The sequence below is a fragment of the Bacillus sp. FSL K6-3176 genome, assembly GCF_038003325.1.
Classification (GTDB): Bacteria; Bacillota; Bacilli; order Bacillales; family Bacillaceae; genus Bacillus; species Bacillus altitudinis.
Window position 1 is genome coordinate 2,082,577 of the sequence record NZ_JBBOOX010000001.1, and the last position, 17,413, is coordinate 2,099,989.

Consider the following 17,413-nt stretch of genomic DNA (forward strand, 5'->3'; position numbering starts at 1 on the left):
TCTCTACTTCCCTTCTTTTTTCGTCCAGCGATCTTTGTCTCTTGTATTGAATTTATGCATCACACGATCATGGGCTTCTTCAAGTGATATATTGAGTGAATTGGCAAGGCATGTTAACACAAACAGCACATCGCCAATTTCTTCTTCCATGCTTTTTTCTGTTTCAGTTGTTTTTTTCGGCTTTTCTCCATAGTAATGGTTAACCTCTCTTGCCAGCTCACCTAATTCTTCTGTCAGACGGGCCATCATGGCAAGCGGGCTGAAATAGCCTTCTTTAAATTGTCCTATGTAATCATCTACTTCTTGCTGCACGTGACGCAGCGTTTTTTCATTCGTCATGAAGCTCATCCTCCTATCCATCTCTTACATGTTAGCGAAATCATAAATATTTGACAAATGTTTAAAACTCAGTTTGCTTGTTTCTCTTCCATACCATATAATATTATCGCTGTCTAAGCAAAAAAAGGAGTGATCTTTTGCTAAAAGAAATTCGTCTTAAAAATATCGTATTTATTTTAATAGGATCTGCGATTTTTTCTTTCGGCCTTGTTCATTTTAATATGCAGAACAACTTGGCGGAAGGCGGATTTACAGGTATCACACTGCTTTTATATTTTCTATTTCACATTGATCCATCTATTTCAAACCTTGTGTTAAACATTCCGATCTTTTTTATCGGCTGGAAAATGCTTGGAAGAACCATGTTTACATATACAATTGTCGGAACCGTCAGTCTTTCTGTCTTTCTAGCCATCTTCCAGCGCTTTCAAATACATATGCCTCTTCAGCACGATTTAGCCTTAGCCGCACTTTTTGCAGGTGTGTTTATCGGAACAGGCCTCGGAATCATCTTTAAATTCGGCGGGACAACAGGCGGCGTTGACATTATTGCAAGATTGATCAACAAACATTATCAAGTCGCAATGGGAAGAACGATGTTTATCTTCGACGCGTGCGTCATTACCATCTCTCTCACCTATTTAAATTACAAAGAAGCCATGTATACACTTGTTGCCGTATTTGTTGCTGCAAAAGTCATCGACTTCATGCAAGAAGGCGCTTACGCTGCCAAAGGAGCGATGATTATTTCTGAAAAGGATGACATCATTCAAAAGAAAATCACAGAGGAAATGGAGCGTGGAGTGACCATTTTAAAGGGTGTCGGCTCCTATACGAAACAGGAACGCAACGTCCTTTACTGCGTCGTTCCAAAAAATGAGCTTGTCCACCTCAAGAGCGTCGTAACTTCCGTCGATCCTCATGCCTTTGTATCAGTGAGTGACGTGCATGACGTACTTGGTGAAGGCTTCACATTAGATGAACATAAAAAGCCGCTCAATCCCCATTAAAAAAGAAGCCCGATAACGGTGCTTCTTTTTTTATGACTTTGGATAATCGGCTTGTCTCTTTTGCTTTTTTTCTTTTTCAGCACGGTATTTCCTAAACCCAACATACGTTAAAGTGAGTAAAATCATACTTCCTGTTGTTAAAATGACCCATAAAAGCGATGGATCCGCTTCATCTTGATCAACGTTCGCAAACACACTTGATAAATCCTCTTCGAGTTTCGTGAGACGCTCAAGCTTTGTCCCACTCGATGCTTTTAAAAATTCACCTTGTTCAATTACTTCCATGTGCTGCTTAATCGTTTGCAGCTTTTCAGGCGAGATATCAATGGTTAAACTCGGATAAATCATATCATACAATGAAACCAGCTCATTCCAAGTTTCATAGAACGTCGTCGATTCTGGATCTTTTACTTCTTTCTTTAATGTCGGAAAAGACCCCATAATCGGCTTCTCGAGAGATCCCCAAAGAGGTTCTGAATTTGATTGTATCGCATCGAGAAGCATTCTAAACTGAGAGGCATACCGAAGTTTTTCGCGCTCATTTAAGTCTTCCTGCGGGAGTCCTTTAATGATATCTTGATAGCCAAGTGTAATTTGCCGAACCTGCGTATTCGTCAAAGTTCCGCGCCAATTCTCAGCTTTAAATGTCTTTTCAGCATACAATGCAACTTGTAATGCCTCATCATATTTAGCTTGTCTCGTTAATTGAAAGATTGAATCTGATAGTTCCGTTAATTCTTGCAGCGCTTTAGCAGCTGTTGTTTCCTCACCTTTTGCAGCAGCTGGATGCAAGACAAGAAATAATAATAGAATCATCGCGATTGACTTTCGTTTCATGCAAGTCCCTCCTAGCCTTTCTCCATACAGCGTATGAAGAAAAGGACAAGGTTAGACCAACATTGTTAAGGGAGTTCAAGCTTGACCGATTTTTTCGAGATGACAAGATAATACGAAACAAGAAGAACGGCAATACTTAACCAAAACGTCACGTAGCCGATCTCATTTGAATAGGCAGAAAGCATAGAATAACGCGGCATCATTCCAAATACATAATCAATCACATCATTATGTAAAATCCATATGCCTGCTACAACCAAATGACGCATTTGAAAACGATAATACGGCGCAAATAACACAGCCTGTACCGCCATCGCAAAGTGCGAACCAATTAGCATATATCCTTCCCAAGGAAAATCATCAACAGAAACGAGCACGAAAAGATTCATCCCTACAGCCCATAATCCATATTTGATCAAGGTGACAAGGGCCAGTGCTTCAAAATAAGGAGCATGGCGTTTCATTAGAAAGGCTAGTAATACAAATAAAAAGAAAAAGCTTGCCGTCGGACTGTCTGGAACAAAAGGTAAAAAGATAGCCGGCGTCTCAACGAGCTGCGGGATATACCAGTAGTAGCCGTACACAGTACCAAGAAAGTTGACAATGAGCACCAGCACAAGCATGTAGCGTGTGGCTAGCAAATATTGAATCCATCTCATATTTCTCTTCACTCACGATCTGTTAAAATCAGAAAAAAGCTGACAGCGCCAGCTTTTTTCTCTTTTTGAGTATATCCTTGTACTTGCATTTAAACAACTGAATTATTTAGATTTGACCTCAGATAAATATTTTGAGAGCTTTTCAAGTTCTTCATCGCTACCTTTAAAAATACCCTTAGGCATGTTGCCTTTTCCTTCTACAGCGATTTTCGCAATTTCCTCTGGTGCTAAGCCATTGTCAACAAGTGACGGTCCAGCTGCCCCGCCTTGCATATTATCTCCGTGACAGGAGATACATGTCTGCTCTTGATAAATTTTATACTCTTCAGCTGAGGTATCAATCTCTGCTTCTTTCTTGATTTCACCTTGCTTCGCTGCTGCTTCCCAGTCATGAGTAGCAACAGACTCCCATGTTAAATAGGTTGCTGCACCAACTGCAAGAATCATCATTCCAACTGCAATTGGTCTTCGATATGGCCTACGTTCAGGACCAGAATCAAGAAATGGTGCGAGTAAAAGAGCACCAAACGCAATTCCAGGCATAATCATTGCGCCAACTACCGTATAGCTCCCTGCAGCAAACTCATATTTTAACAACTGGTATAAAAATAGGAAATACCAGTCTGGCAGCGGAATATAGCCCGTATCTGTCGGATCAGCCATCCGCTCAAGCGGAGGTGCATGAACAACAGTTAGGACAAGAAATCCAATTAAAAAAACAGCACCTACAAGCCATTCCTTTAAAAGAAAGTTCGGCCAAAAGGCTTCGGTTTTTCCCGGATATTCGGAATAGTCTTTAGGTATGTTAGGTTTTCTTTCTGCCGGTATTCTAGAATCTCCGACAAACTTCATCCCTTTTCCCCTATGCAAAGTCATCCCCTCCTCATTGAACATTCATCAAACGCAAAATTTTACAGCGGTCCAGAAATTCCTTGCTTACGAATCATAATAAAGTGGGCAGCCATCAGCCCAAATAATGCCGCTGGCAAGAAAAAGACATGGATAGCGAAAAATCTCGTCAGCGTTTGTGCACCTACAATGTCAGGATGACCTGCAAGCAGCGTTTTAATCTCTTTCCCAATGAAAGGTGTCGCCTCTGCAATTTGAAGACCAACCTTCGTCGCAAATAGCGCCTTCATATCCCACGGTAAAAGATATCCTGTAAAACCAAGTCCAAGCATCACAAAGAAAATGAGCACACCGACAATCCAGTTTAGCTCTCTAGGCTTTTTATACGCCCCTTGGAAAAAGACCCTCAGCGTATGTAAAAACATCATAACAATGACTAGACTCGCACCCCAGTGGTGCATCCCTCTAACAATCTGTCCAAATGCCACTTCATTTTGCAAATAATAGACAGATTCCCATGCGTTTTTAATATCCGGTACATAATACATCGTTAAAAACATGCCCGAAAGGACTTGAATGACCGTCACAAAAAACGTTAAACCGCCAAAACAATACACAAAAGCAGAGAAATGATGTGCTGGATTGACGTGCTCAGGCACTTCATGATCCGCAATGTCTCTCCATATCGGTGTGATGTCCAGCCGCTCATCTACCCAATCGTAAATCTTGTTAAGCATCGTTACCCTTCCCCTTTCGGCACAGCTTTTCCAAGATAGAGGTATCCGTCCTTCACTTGCTGCTTATAATGGTCAAGCGGAGCAAGCGGTGGAGTTCCGGGTACGTTTGTACCATCCTTGTCGTACAGCCCATAATGGCATGGGCAGAAAAATTTGTTTGGATTTTTCGGATCACTGTTCCAGTTCACTGTACATCCCAAATGTTTACAGATTGGCGATAAAGCGACAATTTCATCCCCTTCTTTGTACACCCATGCAGACCTAGATTCCTTTGACTCATACCATGCATCTACTTGATCAATTTTAAAGTCAAAGCGCTTCGGTTCCTTTGTCAGTTCATCTACACTGACAACTTGAACCATATCCTGATCCTCTGTTCCTTTTAGCACAGGGTCAAGCGCAAAGCGAACCATAGGCATGAGCATTCCAGCGGCCATAAATCCCCCCACGCCGGTCAACGTGTAATTCAAAAATTGACGCCTGGACACTCCATGTCTCTTCTCGCTCATTTTTTTCTCCCCCCCTCAGGTCGTCAGCTACTTTATAACTGAATTAGAAAAAATTTCATAAAACTAGGACACCCTCATAATATATCAATCTATTCACAAGGTCAACAGCCTAAAAAGCTATGTACAATGCAAATGTAAGGGTTTTTATGAAGGGTTCCATTTTTGTAACAAAAAGTTCAAAATTTGTTCTACACTGTCTTGAATGACTTTTTGCTTTAAATTGACCTTTAAATGCTCAAGCGGAACAGACTGCAATATAAATGCCGATTCGCTCACTTCTAGCTGTTCTTTCCATTTGTTATCAGATGTGATAAACACAACATGCTGAAAATGTTCTTGCAATGATTGTTTTACTGCAAGTATGTCTTCTTGCTTACGATGATTTACTTCTAAATATGTATGTGGAGGAAAAAGAAACACTCTGCCTTTCAGTTGCCTTTCAAGATCTTCTGCCACAAGCATTGTAAACTCACCTAAAGACACGGTTTGTTTGATATGGCTCGCATTAATCCCAACTAATGGAATGATAGCGGTATCAATGTAATCTTTAGATTGTAAAAAGAGATCCGCGTCCTCCGCCTGAAACTTCATCTAGTTCCCCTCTTTCATCACATAAGCCCTGCCTGTATAGGGCAAGGCTTATTGGCTTGGTTTATGATAATAGGCTTAATTCTTTTGCTAACTTATTAAATGTTTCTTGATCATGACGGTCAAGCGCTTCATCGATTTCTTTCATCAGCCGTTCTTTTTGGAAAGTAGCAATAGAATGCTCTAGCACTTTCTCAGCAAGATCTTTATCTTTTTCATTTTCATAAAGATCTTTAGGAATATGAGGATTTGTTTCAAGTACAGCGGCATATTCCGGCGAACGATATGCAGATCGGAAATTCAATTGAATAAACAAATCTTGCTGTTTATTCAAACGAATATCATGAAATGATTTTTCTGCATCTGTCGTCATGATATTTTCTTTATAAAATCTAAAGGGAACTTCATCCACACAGTGTGTTGACATAATAATTCCCCTTGGGCAAAATTCTGCTTGCTCTACAAAATGAACCTTTTCCATCAAAGAGTCGTGACTCATTAAATAATTTAATATCCAAACACACTCTCTTCGCTTTAACTGATAATGGTTTAAGAACCACCGGATAAATTCCTTCTTTTCATTGACAGAAACAGGGGTCTGCATGTTATTCCCTCCTCTATCGTAAATTAAATTGCTATACATGAATTATTCAACAAACCAGTTCTTCATTCCTGCAAACTATAAGGAAATTTCGTCTTCAATTCTTAAAATCGTTTCTTCAATTTCTTCATTCGTGCCATCTTTCTGAAGAACTTTTCGTAATAACGGCAAGGCTTCTTTTTGTCTGCCTTCTTCTAAAAGGAACGAAGCATATTCATATAAAAAGTCACGTTCCTCATCAAAATCAGGCAGAGCAAGTTTGAAATACTCAGCGGCTTCATCGTATTCTTCTCGTCCGACAGAAGCAGAAGCAGCATACCAATTCCATTTTGGATCTTCTTCCCCAAAACTTTTAACCTCTTTAATCACATCCAGAATTTCATCAAACAGCTCTTCATTTAAATAGATCGCAAGCAGCGTTTGAACCGCTTCAATATATCCTGGATCAAGAGCAAGTGCTTCTTGAAGCAATTTTTTCGCATCTTCCGAATGGCCATTTTTCAAATCAATCTTTGCCCCATATAAATATAACTCTTTGTTATACTCATCCACTTTAATTCCTTCTTTTACTATCTCTAAAGCTTCATGATATAGTCCTTCTTCCTCATAGCTTTTGGCTAAAGGCATATAAAGTGACGAATACGAAGGATCAATATCTTTTAGTTCAGAAAGCTGCTGAATAGCCGTTTTCGTTCTGCCAGCCCTCATCGCTGTAAATCCGTAGCCAAAAAGTGTATTTGGATCCACTTGATCCTTTACAGCCTTTTCATACCATTCAAGGGCATCTTCAAATTCTCCAGCTGTGCTTAATGATTCAGCGAGCCGCTGATATACATTGACACCGCCAATTTCATTTTGTTGATCGGCCACTTTGTAGAAATAGTCGGCTGCTTTCTTTGAAAGACCTTGAGAAAAATACAATTCCCCTAAAGCAAAATCAATGACGGCTTCATGAGGTAGTAACTCTTTCGCTTTTAAAAGCTTTTGTTCACTGACTTCAAATAGTCCTTGCATTTGATACAAATCTGCCATTAACAATAAACTCTCTGGATACGCATCGTCATCTTCAGGAATCGTTTCAAGAACTGCTATTGCCTTCTCTTCTTCATCAGAGTCTATTAACAACTCTGCATAAAAACAGGTTAATCCTGTTTCTTCTGGATATAAATCATGTAAATCACTAATGAGATTCCGCGCTTTATCAATATCTCCCCAGTCATAATATAACTGAGCTGCCTGCGCTTTTTCTTCATCATGAAGATGCTTCTCTGCTTGAGCAAGTGTTTGGAGTCCCTTTTCAGTCTCACCCGCCTCAACTAATTTTATGGCTTCTTGTAATGAACTATTCAAATCAAACCGTTCCTTTCTGTTTCCAAAAACCTAAACTGTTGTTACTTCATATCATAATCGACAGCTGCATATCCAGCAAATATGTTGCTCTTTTAACATGAAGCCATTTTTGTGTTTTGAAGACTCTTTTTCAATCAATACTTTACTAAACTGACGATTTGTAAACCGAATACACTAAAAAATTGTTTTTGAATCAGCAAAATGCTCTTTTTCAAGGTTTCACCTTGAGACAAGCTATGCTATAGTTCTTTCAAATATGCAAAAGGAAAGAAAAAGCCTGAGGAAATCCTCAGACTGTTTGCGTTAAGTATTCAATGTGTTCAAAGAAATTTGGGTAAGATACACGTACTGCATCTGTATCTTCAATCTCGATTGCTTGCTCTGTTATACATGCCGCAATTCCTAACATCATACCAATTCGATGATCTCCGTAGCTTGAGACGACTGCGCCGCCTTTAAGGCTCGTTTTACCATGAATCTTCATTCCATCATCTGTTGCTTCAATATGAGCACCTAGTTTTTTAAGTTCTGAAACGACTGTATCAATACGATTGGTTTCTTTCACTTTTAATTCAGCGGCATCTTTAATGATCGTTGTTCCTTCTGCTTGAGTAGCTAGGAGCGCAATAATAGGAATTTCGTCGATCAGTCTAGAGATCATATCACCTGAAATGTCGATCCCTTTTAATGAAGAGGTAGAGATCGTTAAATCACCGTACGGTTCTCCGCCTTTAGCATCCACTTCTTGAATGTCGAGGTCTGCACCCATTTGTTTTAGCACATCTATAATACCAGTTCTCGTTTTGTTCAAACCGACATTTCTCAATACAATCCGGCTGTTTGGAACGATAGATCCAGCCACTAAGAAAAATGCAGCTGAAGAAATATCTCCAGGGACAAATACATCTGTTGCTTTTAACGTTTGTCCACCTTCAATTGAAACACTTTGTGCATCTTCATGTAGCGAGACACCAAACATTGATAACATTCTTTCGGTATGGTCTCTTGATTTATGCGGTTCAGTTAACGTCGTTGTTCCTTCTGCCTGCAGTCCAGCTAAAAGGACAGCCGATTTAATTTGCGCACTTGCAACCGGAGACTCATAAGAGATAGCTTTTAAATTGCCCCCACGTATAGAAAGCGGTGTATACTCGCCACTTGCTCTGCCATCTATCTTGGCTCCTAATTGTCTTAGCGGACCTGTTACCCGTTTCATCGGTCTTTTGGCAATACTTTCGTCTCCGATCAGCGTACTGTGGAACTCACAGCCAGCCAAGATTCCCATCATTAAACGAATAGTCGTGCCAGAGTTACCGACATCGAGAATATCACTCGGCTCTTTAAGTCCTTTTAGTCCCTTACCATGAATGACAACATCTGTACCTTTTTGTTCGATGTCGACACCCATTTTTCTAAAACAATCAATCGTGCTTAAACAATCAGCGCCAGGAAGAAAGTTTTTTACTACTGTAGTACCGTCAGCAATAGCGCCAAACATCACAGATCTATGAGAAATGGATTTATCTCCTGGAATATGAATTTCTCCATTCATAGGAGCACTTTTATGAATTTTCATCTTCCTCACCTCAATCAGCATAAAATGTATCGTAATTTGCTCTATTTTTTATACAGAGTTCTGCCCGCTTTCGATCGTCATCTGTTTGAAAACTAATGCGTAAAATCCCGTTAATGTCTTCTCGCGTTTCAATAATACGGATATTTGTAATACTGATGTTTTCATTTGCTAGATATCCTGTAATTTCCGAAATAACACCAGGATGATCCGGCACATCGACATAAAGATCATAAAAAGCAGGGATAGCTCCTTTTTTCCTCAGAGGCAGGCCGTCGCGATATTCCTTGGCCTCTTGGAAATAAGAGAATAACCCCTCAGCATCTTCTTGTTGCACAAAGGATTCAATGCGGTCAATCTCTTTTTTCCATTCATGAAATCGGTCTAAAATCTTGTTTTTATTGTGCAAAAGGATATCGCGCCACATTGCAGGATTACTTGATGCAATACGGGTAATATCTCGAAAGCCTCCAGCAGCAAACCGTTTTACAAGAGGAAATTCTTCTTCAAAATGATGCGCTTGATGCACAAGACTGGCAGCGACGATATGTGGAAAGTGACTAATCACACTTGTCACAGCATCATGTTCTTCGGGTGTCATTTCAATGAAATGAGCATTGGTTCCCTTCAGCAGATCCTTCAAACGGTCAACAGCCTGACGACTTGTTACCTTTGCTGGCGTTAAAATGTAGAATGCATTTTCAAATAAAAAGTCTTTCGCTGCAATGACACCTGATTTATGAGACCCTGCCATCGGATGCCCGCCAATAAATTGGTAATGATCAGGCAACGTTTTTTCAGCAAAGTGAACGACCTTTTGCTTTGTGCTCCCTACATCCGTAATCGTGAGCTCTCTTTCAATTCCAGATGCTGCAATATCACTTAACATTTTGACGGTTTGTTGTACTGGCGTTGCCAAAATAATCGTTGCTGCTTCATTTAAGCCTTCCATAAAGGACTCGGCAGTCGCGTCGATGATCCCTAGTTTTGTTGCAGCAATCATTTGTTCTTTAGAGACATCATAGCCTACAATTTTTTTATGTGGAAATTCTTTTTTAATCGACAGTGCAATAGAACCACCAATTAAACCGAGCCCAGCGATTAATATGGTTTCGTTTGCTTCATTCATGTTCATCACCTGATTTTTCGCGAAAATTAAACAAGCTGTTTCTAGCTTATATGTATATTGGATGAGTTACAACGAAAGCCATATCCCATAAACAGGATATGACTTCATTGTTATGCTACGCACGAATGCCTTGTAATAAATCGGCAAGTGTAGTTAGGATTTCTTCATTTTGCTCCTTTGTTCCAACAGTAATACGTAAAGAAGTTGGGAATCCGAGAGCTTGACCAGATCGAACGATATAGCCCTTTTTCAAAAGTGCATTGAACAGCTCATCTGCATCTCTTTTAAAATCAATCAGCACAAAGTTTGTTTGAGATGGATAGATAAATAATCCAAAACGGTCTGCAAATTCTTGATATTGTTTAAGACCTGCTTCATTTTTTTGTCTGCACGATTGAATGAAGTCTTGATCTTTAATGGCTGCACGTGCAGCTGCCTGAGCGATACGACTTGTATTAAATGGCTCTCTCGCAGGTTCAATGGCGGTAATCAATTCCTCTGAAGCAACCCCATAACCTACTCGAAGTGCCGCAAGTCCATATGCTTTAGAGAATGTGCGCAATACAATGACATTTTGATAGGCTTTTAATAGAGATAAACTGTTCGGAAAGTCTTCTGCGCGGACATATTCAAAATATGCTTCATCTAGAACGACAAGCACATGAGCAGGCACTTGATCTAAGAACGATACTAGCTCAGATTCTGACAAATGATTTCCTGTCGGATTGTTCGGGTTACACACCCAAACGACTTTTGTGTTGTCATCCATCGCATCCAGCATTCCCTTTAGATCATGAGCTCCACCATTTAGAAGTGGTACTTCTCTAATCTCTGCATGCTCAATTACTGCATTGTGACGGTATTGCGGGAATGACGGAGATGGGATCACCGTATTTGTATGTTGATCAAGGAATGCCCTAGCAATAATTTGCACAAGTTCATCTGAGCCATTCCCGAATATTAATTGTTTTTCATTTACTTGAAGAAACTCAGCCAGTTCCGTTCTTAAACTTGCGCTGTATCCGTCTGGATAAATCGCTAAATGTTCAAGTTCAGCTTGTATAGCCTCTCTTGCATGTGTGGAACATCCAAAAGGGTTTTCATTTGAAGCCAATTTCACAATTTTGTCTAATTGATATTCTTTTTTGACCTCTTCAATTGGTTTCCCAGGTTGATACGGTTTTAGCTGTTTTAATTGATCTTTGATTTGCAAAATGTTTCACCTCATTTGAATGAATAGAGGGGACTAAATGTTTTTGCATATGTTTCAAATTCTCTTAAAGCCTCTTGGCGTGTATCACTTGCTACTAATTGTTCTTGAAGCTCTTCAATTTTTTTGACAAGCGCACTGCCGACAACGACACCATCACTCATTTTATTCATTGAGTCTACTTGTTCTCTTGTTGAAATACCAAAACCTACAGCAACTGGTATTTGACTCAACTGTTTCACTTGTTGAATAAAATCTGTAATCGATGCGTCGAAAGATTGTCTGACACCTGTGACGCCGAGAGATGAAACACAATACACAAAACCTTCTGCCTGCTCTACAATTTTTTCTAATCGTTCCTTGCTTGTTGGTGCAACGAGTGATATATATGAAATGTCGTGTGCTTGACAGTTCTTCTGTAGCTCGCTGCTCTCTTCAAAAGGCAAGTCGGGTGTTAAGAGTCCCGAAATATGATTTTTGCGCAGTAAAGCGAAAAAGTATTCTGTGTCTAATTGTAACACAGGATTATAATACGTAAATAGAATTACAGGAATTTTTACGCCGTTTTTTTTCATCTTTCCTGCTAATTCTATCGCTTTTACGATATTCATACCATGATGAAGTGCTCTTTTAGAAGCTCTTTGAATGACGGGGCCGTCCGCTAACGGATCGGAATACGGAACACCTAGTTCAATCGCATGTGCCCCTGCTGATTGAAGTGCGAGGGCTAAATCAATGGTGATCTCTTCTGATGGATCACCCGCTGTAATAAATGGAATAAATAATTTCTGACCTTGCTCTAATTGAAATGTGATCATTTTGTTTCACCCTCACTTTCAAGCACATTCATTAATGTATGCACGTCCTTATCTCCTCTGCCTGACAAGCAGACAAGAACAATGTCGTCTTCACTCATGTTCTGGCTCATCTCAAACGCTTTTGCTAAAGCATGTGCAGATTCGATCGCTGGCAGAATTCCTTCTTTTTCTGTGAGCAGCTTTAACGCATCTAGTGCTTCTTGATCTGTCGCACTCACATATTGAACCCGGCCGCTCGCATGCAAATACGCATGCTCTGGCCCAATCCCCGGATAGTCTAATCCAGCTGAAATCGAATAAGGCTCAATAATTTGACCAAATTCGTCTTGGATCAAGTATGTCAAAGATCCATGTATGACACCTTTTGTCCCTTTCGTGATGGTTGCTGCATGAAGCGGAGTGTCGATTCCTTTCCCAGCAGCTTCTACACCAATGATATCGACCTCTTCATCTAAGAACGCCCGGTACATTCCTATCGCATTGCTTCCGCCGCCAACACAGGCAACGACTTTATGAGGAAGCTGCCCTTCCTTTTCAAGTATCTGTGCTTTTGCCTCATCTCCGATCATCCGCTGAAATTCACTGACGATTTGAGGATACGGATGAGGTCCAACGACTGAGCCAATCATATAAAAGTGGTCACTGCAATGCTGGACCCAATAGCGGATGGCTTCATTGGTTGCATCCTTTAATGTTCCGTTCCCGCTAGTAACAGGTATGACTTCAGCGCCGAGTAGTTTCATTCGGAACACATTGAGTGATTGTCTTTCCACATCTTCTTTTCCCATAAATACAGTGCAGGATAAACCGAATTTTGCGGCCACTGTTGCAGCAGCTACACCGTGCTGACCTGCTCCTGTTTCGGCGATAATATTTGATTTCCCCATTTTTTTCGCTAGCAGTGCCTGCCCAAGCGCATTGTTAATTTTATGAGCGCCTGTATGGTTTAAATCTTCTCTTTTTAAATAGATTTTAGCACCGCCGAGATATGCCGATAATTGATCAGCATATGTGAGTGCGGTTGGTCTGCCTGAATAGTTTTTCAAAAGCGATATATATTCCTTTTGAAAAGCAGGGTCTTCTTTTAATTCACGAAAAGCTTGTTCGATCTCTTCTAGTGGCTGCATGAGCGTTTCAGGAACGAATTTCCCTCCAAATTCTCCATATCTGCCAATCTCATTTGGATATGCGTACATGGTTCAACATCCTTTCTTCGAGCGCTTTCATCTTTGTACTGCTTTTCTTCCCGTTTTCTTCTATACCGCTTGAAAGGTCTATGACGTCTGGACCAAAAGCAAGCAGATCTATTATGGTGTCTGGCGTGATCCCGCCAGCAATGGCGCAAGTTTTTCCCAGTTGTTTTGCATGCTGAACATATGAAGGCACCGCCTCCCATGCAAAAGCTGTTCCAGAACCGCCTCTCATTCCTTTTACTTTCGCATCAATGAGAAAACCGTCGACACTTGGAGCGAATGCCGTCATATGTTCAAGTGTGTCGTTTACATCGGGCTCGTGATGGAACACTTTCCAAACGAGCGCCTTCGTATGCTGTTTAATGTCATTTGCAACTTCTGGCGTCTCATCGCCATGAAGCTGCACAATATCTAAGGGGAGGTTGTTTGTGATCTCGCACACTTTTGGTGTTTTTTCATTCACAAATACCCCCACTATCTCTTTTTTGCATTTTACTTGTGACAGCCAGTGTTTCACTTGATCTGGATCAACTCGTCTTTTACTCGGCGCAAAAATAAAACCGATGGCATCCGCTTGAGATTGCGAGATGCATGCGACATCCTCTTGTGAGACAGCACCGCAATATTTTAAGTAAGGCTTAATTTTCTTCATTCTCCGAACAATGCCTGAACGGCTTTCTCCTGTGATCGTTCCCTCATTAAAGATTCACCAACAAGAACGGCGTTTGCTCCGTGCTGTTTCACAAAGGTCAGATCATCAAATGTCTTTATGCCACTTTCACTTACTAGTAATACGTCTTTTGGAACAAGTGGCGCGATCTCTTTTGTTTGTTCAACAGTTGTTGTAAACGTATTGAGATTCCGGTTGTTCACACCGATGATCTCAGGAGTGAATAGGTGTAAAATCTTTTCTAGTGTATGTGCTGCATGTACTTCAACGAGGACATCCATTCCTTTTTCTTTCGCTTCTGTATAGAGCTCATACAGCTTTTGCGGCTCAAGCACCTCTCCAATTAATAAAATGGCATCTGCCCCTATCCGTTTCGATTCTTCTACTTGTATAGAGTCAATAATGAAATCTTTTCTTAAAATAGGACGTGTGATGTGTTCTTTAATAAGAGACAAATATTCGTTTTTCCCTTGGAAAAACGGTTCATCCGTTAAGACAGATAAACAATCTGCATTTGATGCTTCGTATGCTTTTGCTGTCTGTAAAGGATCAAAATGAGGCTGAATGATGCCTTTGGAAGGAGACGCTTTTTTCACCTCAGCAATCAGTCCGATCGAGCGGTGAGGATTCATAAGGGCTTCTTTAAATGATTGTCTTTCATAATGTCCTTCCTCAGGTAATTGCAAGGTTTGCACATGTTCTTTTTTACGGGCGATAATTTGATTAAGCATAGATCTCTTCCTCTTTCGTTTTTTGTTTTAGACGGGCTAATTGTTCTTTAGCTGATCCGTTTTTGATCGTTTCTAATGCTTTCATTGTCCCTGCCATCAGACTCTCTGCTTTTCCTGCCACATATAATGCGGCCCCAGCATTAAGCGCTGTAATATGAAGCGGTGCTCCACCCGCTTGATAATTCAATATATTCTGAATCAATTTGGCGCTTTCTTCTGGTGATTGGACCTGAATGTCTGATAAATGCCCTTTTTCAAGTCCAAAGTCTTCTGGGTTTAACGTATATTCTGTCATGACACCTTTTTTGAGTTCAATGATGTATGAATTTGCTGTAATGGTTAATTCATCCAGCCCATCATCTCCGCAAACAAACAGGACATGTTCTGGCTCTAAAGGAGCAAGAGCTTTCGCCATGAGCTTTGCCTTTTCCTTTGCATACACACCAATGATTTGCTTTTTGGCCTGCATCGGGTGGCAAAGCGGTCCTAATAAGTTAAATACCGTCCGAAATCCGAGCTGCTTGCGTACGGTGGCTACTTGTTTCATCGAAGAATGATAGAGCGGTGCAAATAAAAAGCCCATGTTTTTCTGCTGTATTTGCCGTCTTGTTTCTTCAGGTGTGGATTGAATTTGAATACCAAGACATTCTAGCACGTCAGCACTCCCGCTTTTAGAGGAGACGGAACGATTTCCGTGCTTGGCGATTTTCGCCCCAGCAGCCGAAGCAACGATGGCAGCGGCTGTTGATATATTAAATGTTGATAAACCGTCGCCTCCTGTCCCGCACGTATCAACGACATCAAGTGACCTTTCCACTGGTGCTGCATGCTGCCTCATGGCTTTCACGAAGCCTGTCATTTCTTCGGCGGTTTCTCCTCGATGCGCTAAAATAGATAGACTAGCAGCGACTTCAGCATCTGTTAACGAGCCGCTCATCATATCATGCATCAGGCCATTCGCTTCTTCTTCTGATAGTTTTCCTCCATTAACAAGAGCTGATAGTCGTTGATTCATTTGGCACACTCTCCTTTTCTGAGAAAATATGTTCAGCAAGCTGAATGGCTTTTAGAAGTGCTCCTGCCTTATTACATGTCTCTTCCCATTCGTTTTCTGGAACGGAATCAGCGACAATGCCGGCACCTGCTTGTATTGAAGCAGTCTGATGTTTGACGCTCATTGTGCGAATGGTAATACAGGAATCGATATTGCCGTCGAAACCAATATAGGCAATACAGCCGCCATACGTCTCTCTTGGCTCAGGCTCCATTTCGTTTAATAATTGCATCGCCCTAATTTTTGGGGCGCCTGTCAATGTGCCTGCTGGAAAAGCGGACATAAGTGCATCTACTGGATGTGTATCCTGCTTCAGCTTCCCTGTCACAATAGAAATAATGTGCATGACGTGCGAAAAGTTCACGACTTTTGTAAAAGTTGGGACAGACACACTGCCATACTCTGCCACACGCCCCACATCATTTCGAGCCAGATCCACTAGCATGTAATGTTCTGCTTTTTCTTTTTCATCATCGAGCAACTCTCTTGCTAGTGCATCATCTTCTTCTTTTGTCATTCCTCGTTTTCTTGTACCAGCAATTGGATGGATTTCTAAGTGACCGTTTTTCGCATGGATTAATCGTTCTGGCGAGCTTCCCACTAAGTCTCGATCTTTTAATTTCATAAAATACATATACGGTGATGGATTGACGATCCGAAGCACACGATATAATTCAAATGAGCTCACTGTCACTGGAATGTCAAAACGCTGAGAAAGTACACCCTGGAAGATATCACCCGCTCGAATATACTCCTTGATTTTTTCGACATCCTTTAAAAATTTTGCTTTTTCATAGGTAGACGTCACCTGTTCAAACGAAGGGGGTTCATTCATATTCCCTGAGATAATCAGTTCTTTCATATCAATTTTTGTATGAAGCTGCTGTACCATCAGTTCAAGCTGCTTTTGATTTTCTCGATAAACCAGAATTTTTTCTTCGTCTGTTTCATGACCGTTCAGCTGCGTGTACTGAATAAAATGAACTTGGTTTGTTTCATGATCAAATGCGATCATTGTTTGGCAAACAAATAATGTGCAATTATCTGTTGTTGATGCATTCGGATGCGGCTTGACAGACGGCTCAATGTTGGGAATGAGGTCGTAACTTAAGTACCCTACGGCTCCGCCAGTAAATGGGATATCAATTTCAGGTGTCTTGATTTGATATTGCTCTTTCATCCAGTCAAGCAACTCTTTCAGCTCCGCTTTTTGCATCACTGACTTTCCTGCAGCGTCACGAGCAATATAATGGTCTTGCTCGTCATGTAATGTTAAAAAAGGATGTAATCCGATAAAGGAATATCTCGACCAGCTAGAAGATTCGTCTTTGCTTTCTAGCAAATACACAATATCCTGTTTCAGTTTCTCAACAATTTGAATGGGTGAGAGCGTATCAACTGTAATGGTTTCAACAATCGGGATGGTTTTGTAAAACTGGCTGTCTCTTAAAAATTGGGTAAGGTTTGATTGGGATTTCATAAGCACACTCCTTAAATGGAATTAAGGAGAATGAGGGGACATCTTGAGGATTTGTTTGAGTATACGAAATAAGCCT

Annotated in this window: 19 protein-coding genes; 1 reads left to right on the plus strand and 18 read right to left on the minus strand. The window is 40.7% G+C overall.

The genetic code is table 11. From position 1 onward, the window contains the following. Positions 1-3: 3 nt before the first annotated feature. Positions 4-339 carry a nucleotide pyrophosphohydrolase gene (locus MHB38_RS10705; RefSeq protein WP_008344575.1) on the minus strand — a complete coding sequence of 112 codons (336 nt, stop codon included), beginning with the start codon at positions 337-339 and terminating at the stop codon, positions 4-6. Positions 340-476: 137 nt separating this feature from the next. Between MHB38_RS10705 and MHB38_RS10710 the strand changes: the two genes are divergently transcribed. Further along, the gene (locus MHB38_RS10710; protein ID WP_003215598.1) at positions 477-1,349 is read left to right on the plus strand and encodes a YitT family protein; all 873 of its coding nucleotides are present in this window, start codon (positions 477-479) and stop codon (positions 1,347-1,349) included. 30 nt (positions 1,350-1,379) lie between these two features. On the opposite strand, the gene ypjB is transcribed toward MHB38_RS10710, so the two are convergent. The 17 genes from ypjB to trpE form a co-directional block, all read right to left on the minus strand. Beyond that, entirely contained in the window at positions 1,380-2,186 is an 807-nt protein-coding gene (gene ypjB / locus MHB38_RS10715) for a sporulation protein YpjB (protein ID WP_008344572.1), read from the minus strand. Between the two features lie 65 nt (positions 2,187-2,251). Further along, positions 2,252-2,845 carry a DUF1405 domain-containing protein gene (locus MHB38_RS10720; RefSeq protein WP_017359746.1) on the minus strand — a complete coding sequence of 198 codons (594 nt, stop codon included), beginning with the start codon at positions 2,843-2,845 and terminating at the stop codon, positions 2,252-2,254. Positions 2,846-2,947: 102 nt separating this feature from the next. Continuing rightward, positions 2,948-3,715: a menaquinol-cytochrome c reductase cytochrome b/c subunit gene (locus MHB38_RS10725; protein WP_008344567.1), complete on the minus strand. Its 768-nt coding sequence runs from the start codon at positions 3,713-3,715 to the stop codon at positions 2,948-2,950. A 41-nt stretch (positions 3,716-3,756) separates the two neighbouring features. After that, positions 3,757-4,431 (minus strand): menaquinol-cytochrome c reductase cytochrome b subunit, encoded by a 675-nt coding sequence (gene qcrB / locus MHB38_RS10730; protein WP_003215804.1) that lies wholly within the window; start codon positions 4,429-4,431, stop codon positions 3,757-3,759. A gap of 2 nt (positions 4,432-4,433) precedes the next feature. Then, positions 4,434-4,940, minus strand: coding sequence for a ubiquinol-cytochrome c reductase iron-sulfur subunit (locus MHB38_RS10735; RefSeq protein ID WP_007500911.1), 507 nt, complete (start codon positions 4,938-4,940; stop codon positions 4,434-4,436). A gap of 144 nt (positions 4,941-5,084) precedes the next feature. Beyond that, positions 5,085-5,531 carry a YpiF family protein gene (locus MHB38_RS10740; protein WP_017359747.1) on the minus strand — a complete coding sequence of 149 codons (447 nt, stop codon included), beginning with the start codon at positions 5,529-5,531 and terminating at the stop codon, positions 5,085-5,087. Positions 5,532-5,592: 61 nt separating this feature from the next. After that, the gene (locus MHB38_RS10745) at positions 5,593-6,132 is read right to left on the minus strand and encodes a ReoY family proteolytic degradation factor (RefSeq protein ID WP_008344562.1); all 540 of its coding nucleotides are present in this window, start codon (positions 6,130-6,132) and stop codon (positions 5,593-5,595) included. 75 nt (positions 6,133-6,207) lie between these two features. Next, entirely contained in the window at positions 6,208-7,479 is a 1,272-nt protein-coding gene (locus MHB38_RS10750) for a tetratricopeptide repeat protein (RefSeq protein ID WP_035702924.1), read from the minus strand. Between the two features lie 289 nt (positions 7,480-7,768). Continuing rightward, complete coding sequence (gene aroA, locus MHB38_RS10755; RefSeq protein ID WP_017359749.1) at positions 7,769-9,055, minus strand: 3-phosphoshikimate 1-carboxyvinyltransferase; 1,287 nt, start codon at positions 9,053-9,055, stop codon at positions 7,769-7,771. Positions 9,056-9,065: 10 nt separating this feature from the next. After that, on the minus strand, positions 9,066-10,181 hold the full coding sequence (locus tag MHB38_RS10760) for a prephenate dehydrogenase (protein ID WP_017359750.1): 1,116 nt from the start codon (positions 10,179-10,181) through the stop codon (positions 9,066-9,068). Positions 10,182-10,296: 115 nt separating this feature from the next. Beyond that, positions 10,297-11,394, minus strand: coding sequence for a histidinol-phosphate transaminase (hisC, locus tag MHB38_RS10765; RefSeq protein WP_017359751.1), 1,098 nt, complete (start codon positions 11,392-11,394; stop codon positions 10,297-10,299). Positions 11,395-11,405: 11 nt separating this feature from the next. Beyond that, positions 11,406-12,209: a tryptophan synthase subunit alpha gene (trpA, locus tag MHB38_RS10770; protein ID WP_007500934.1), complete on the minus strand. Its 804-nt coding sequence runs from the start codon at positions 12,207-12,209 to the stop codon at positions 11,406-11,408. Next, positions 12,206-13,405 (minus strand): tryptophan synthase subunit beta, encoded by a 1,200-nt coding sequence (gene trpB / locus MHB38_RS10775; protein ID WP_007500937.1) that lies wholly within the window; start codon positions 13,403-13,405, stop codon positions 12,206-12,208. Before trpB ends, trpA begins: the two co-directional genes overlap by 4 nt. Further along, complete coding sequence (locus MHB38_RS10780) at positions 13,386-14,054, minus strand: phosphoribosylanthranilate isomerase (protein WP_017359753.1); 669 nt, start codon at positions 14,052-14,054, stop codon at positions 13,386-13,388. Before MHB38_RS10780 ends, trpB begins: the two co-directional genes overlap by 20 nt. Beyond that, complete coding sequence (trpC, locus tag MHB38_RS10785; protein WP_048003157.1) at positions 14,051-14,803, minus strand: indole-3-glycerol phosphate synthase TrpC; 753 nt, start codon at positions 14,801-14,803, stop codon at positions 14,051-14,053. Before trpC ends, MHB38_RS10780 begins: the two co-directional genes overlap by 4 nt. After that, the gene (gene trpD, locus MHB38_RS10790; RefSeq protein WP_268390149.1) at positions 14,796-15,818 is read right to left on the minus strand and encodes an anthranilate phosphoribosyltransferase; all 1,023 of its coding nucleotides are present in this window, start codon (positions 15,816-15,818) and stop codon (positions 14,796-14,798) included. The genes trpC and trpD overlap by 8 nt, the downstream gene beginning before the upstream one ends. Beyond that, positions 15,790-17,337 carry an anthranilate synthase component I gene (gene trpE, locus MHB38_RS10795; RefSeq protein WP_017359756.1) on the minus strand — a complete coding sequence of 516 codons (1,548 nt, stop codon included), beginning with the start codon at positions 17,335-17,337 and terminating at the stop codon, positions 15,790-15,792. Before trpE ends, trpD begins: the two co-directional genes overlap by 29 nt. Positions 17,338-17,413: the final 76 nt, after the last annotated feature.

What these genes read in the sequence shown, in the direction of transcription:
- MHB38_RS10705 (WP_008344575.1), bottom strand. Translation starts at nt 339, where the DNA reads ATGACGAATGAAAAAACGCTGCGTCACGTGCAGCAAGAAGTAGATGAT.
- ypjB (WP_008344572.1), bottom strand. Translation starts at nt 2,186, where the DNA reads ATGAAACGAAAGTCAATCGCGATGATTCTATTATTATTTCTTGTCTTG.
- MHB38_RS10720 (WP_017359746.1), bottom strand. Translation starts at nt 2,845, where the DNA reads ATGAGATGGATTCAATATTTGCTAGCCACACGCTACATGCTTGTGCTG.
- qcrB (WP_003215804.1), bottom strand. Translation starts at nt 4,431, where the DNA reads ATGCTTAACAAGATTTACGATTGGGTAGATGAGCGGCTGGACATCACA.
- MHB38_RS10735 (WP_007500911.1), bottom strand. Translation starts at nt 4,940, where the DNA reads ATGAGCGAGAAGAGACATGGAGTGTCCAGGCGTCAATTTTTGAATTAC.
- MHB38_RS10740 (WP_017359747.1), bottom strand. Translation starts at nt 5,531, where the DNA reads ATGAAGTTTCAGGCGGAGGACGCGGATCTCTTTTTACAATCTAAAGAT.
- MHB38_RS10745 (WP_008344562.1), bottom strand. Translation starts at nt 6,132, where the DNA reads ATGCAGACCCCTGTTTCTGTCAATGAAAAGAAGGAATTTATCCGGTGG.
- aroA (WP_017359749.1), bottom strand. Translation starts at nt 9,055, where the DNA reads ATGAAAATTCATAAAAGTGCTCCTATGAATGGAGAAATTCATATTCCA.
- MHB38_RS10760 (WP_017359750.1), bottom strand. Translation starts at nt 10,181, where the DNA reads ATGAATGAAGCAAACGAAACCATATTAATCGCTGGGCTCGGTTTAATT.
- trpA (WP_007500934.1), bottom strand. Translation starts at nt 12,209, where the DNA reads ATGATCACATTTCAATTAGAGCAAGGTCAGAAATTATTTATTCCATTT.
- trpB (WP_007500937.1), bottom strand. Translation starts at nt 13,405, where the DNA reads ATGTACGCATATCCAAATGAGATTGGCAGATATGGAGAATTTGGAGGG.
- MHB38_RS10780 (WP_017359753.1), bottom strand. Translation starts at nt 14,054, where the DNA reads ATGAAGAAAATTAAGCCTTACTTAAAATATTGCGGTGCTGTCTCACAA.
- trpC (WP_048003157.1), bottom strand. Translation starts at nt 14,803, where the DNA reads ATGCTTAATCAAATTATCGCCCGTAAAAAAGAACATGTGCAAACCTTG.
- trpD (WP_268390149.1), bottom strand. Translation starts at nt 15,818, where the DNA reads ATGAATCAACGACTATCAGCTCTTGTTAATGGAGGAAAACTATCAGAA.
- trpE (WP_017359756.1), bottom strand. Translation starts at nt 17,337, where the DNA reads ATGAAATCCCAATCAAACCTTACCCAATTTTTAAGAGACAGCCAGTTT.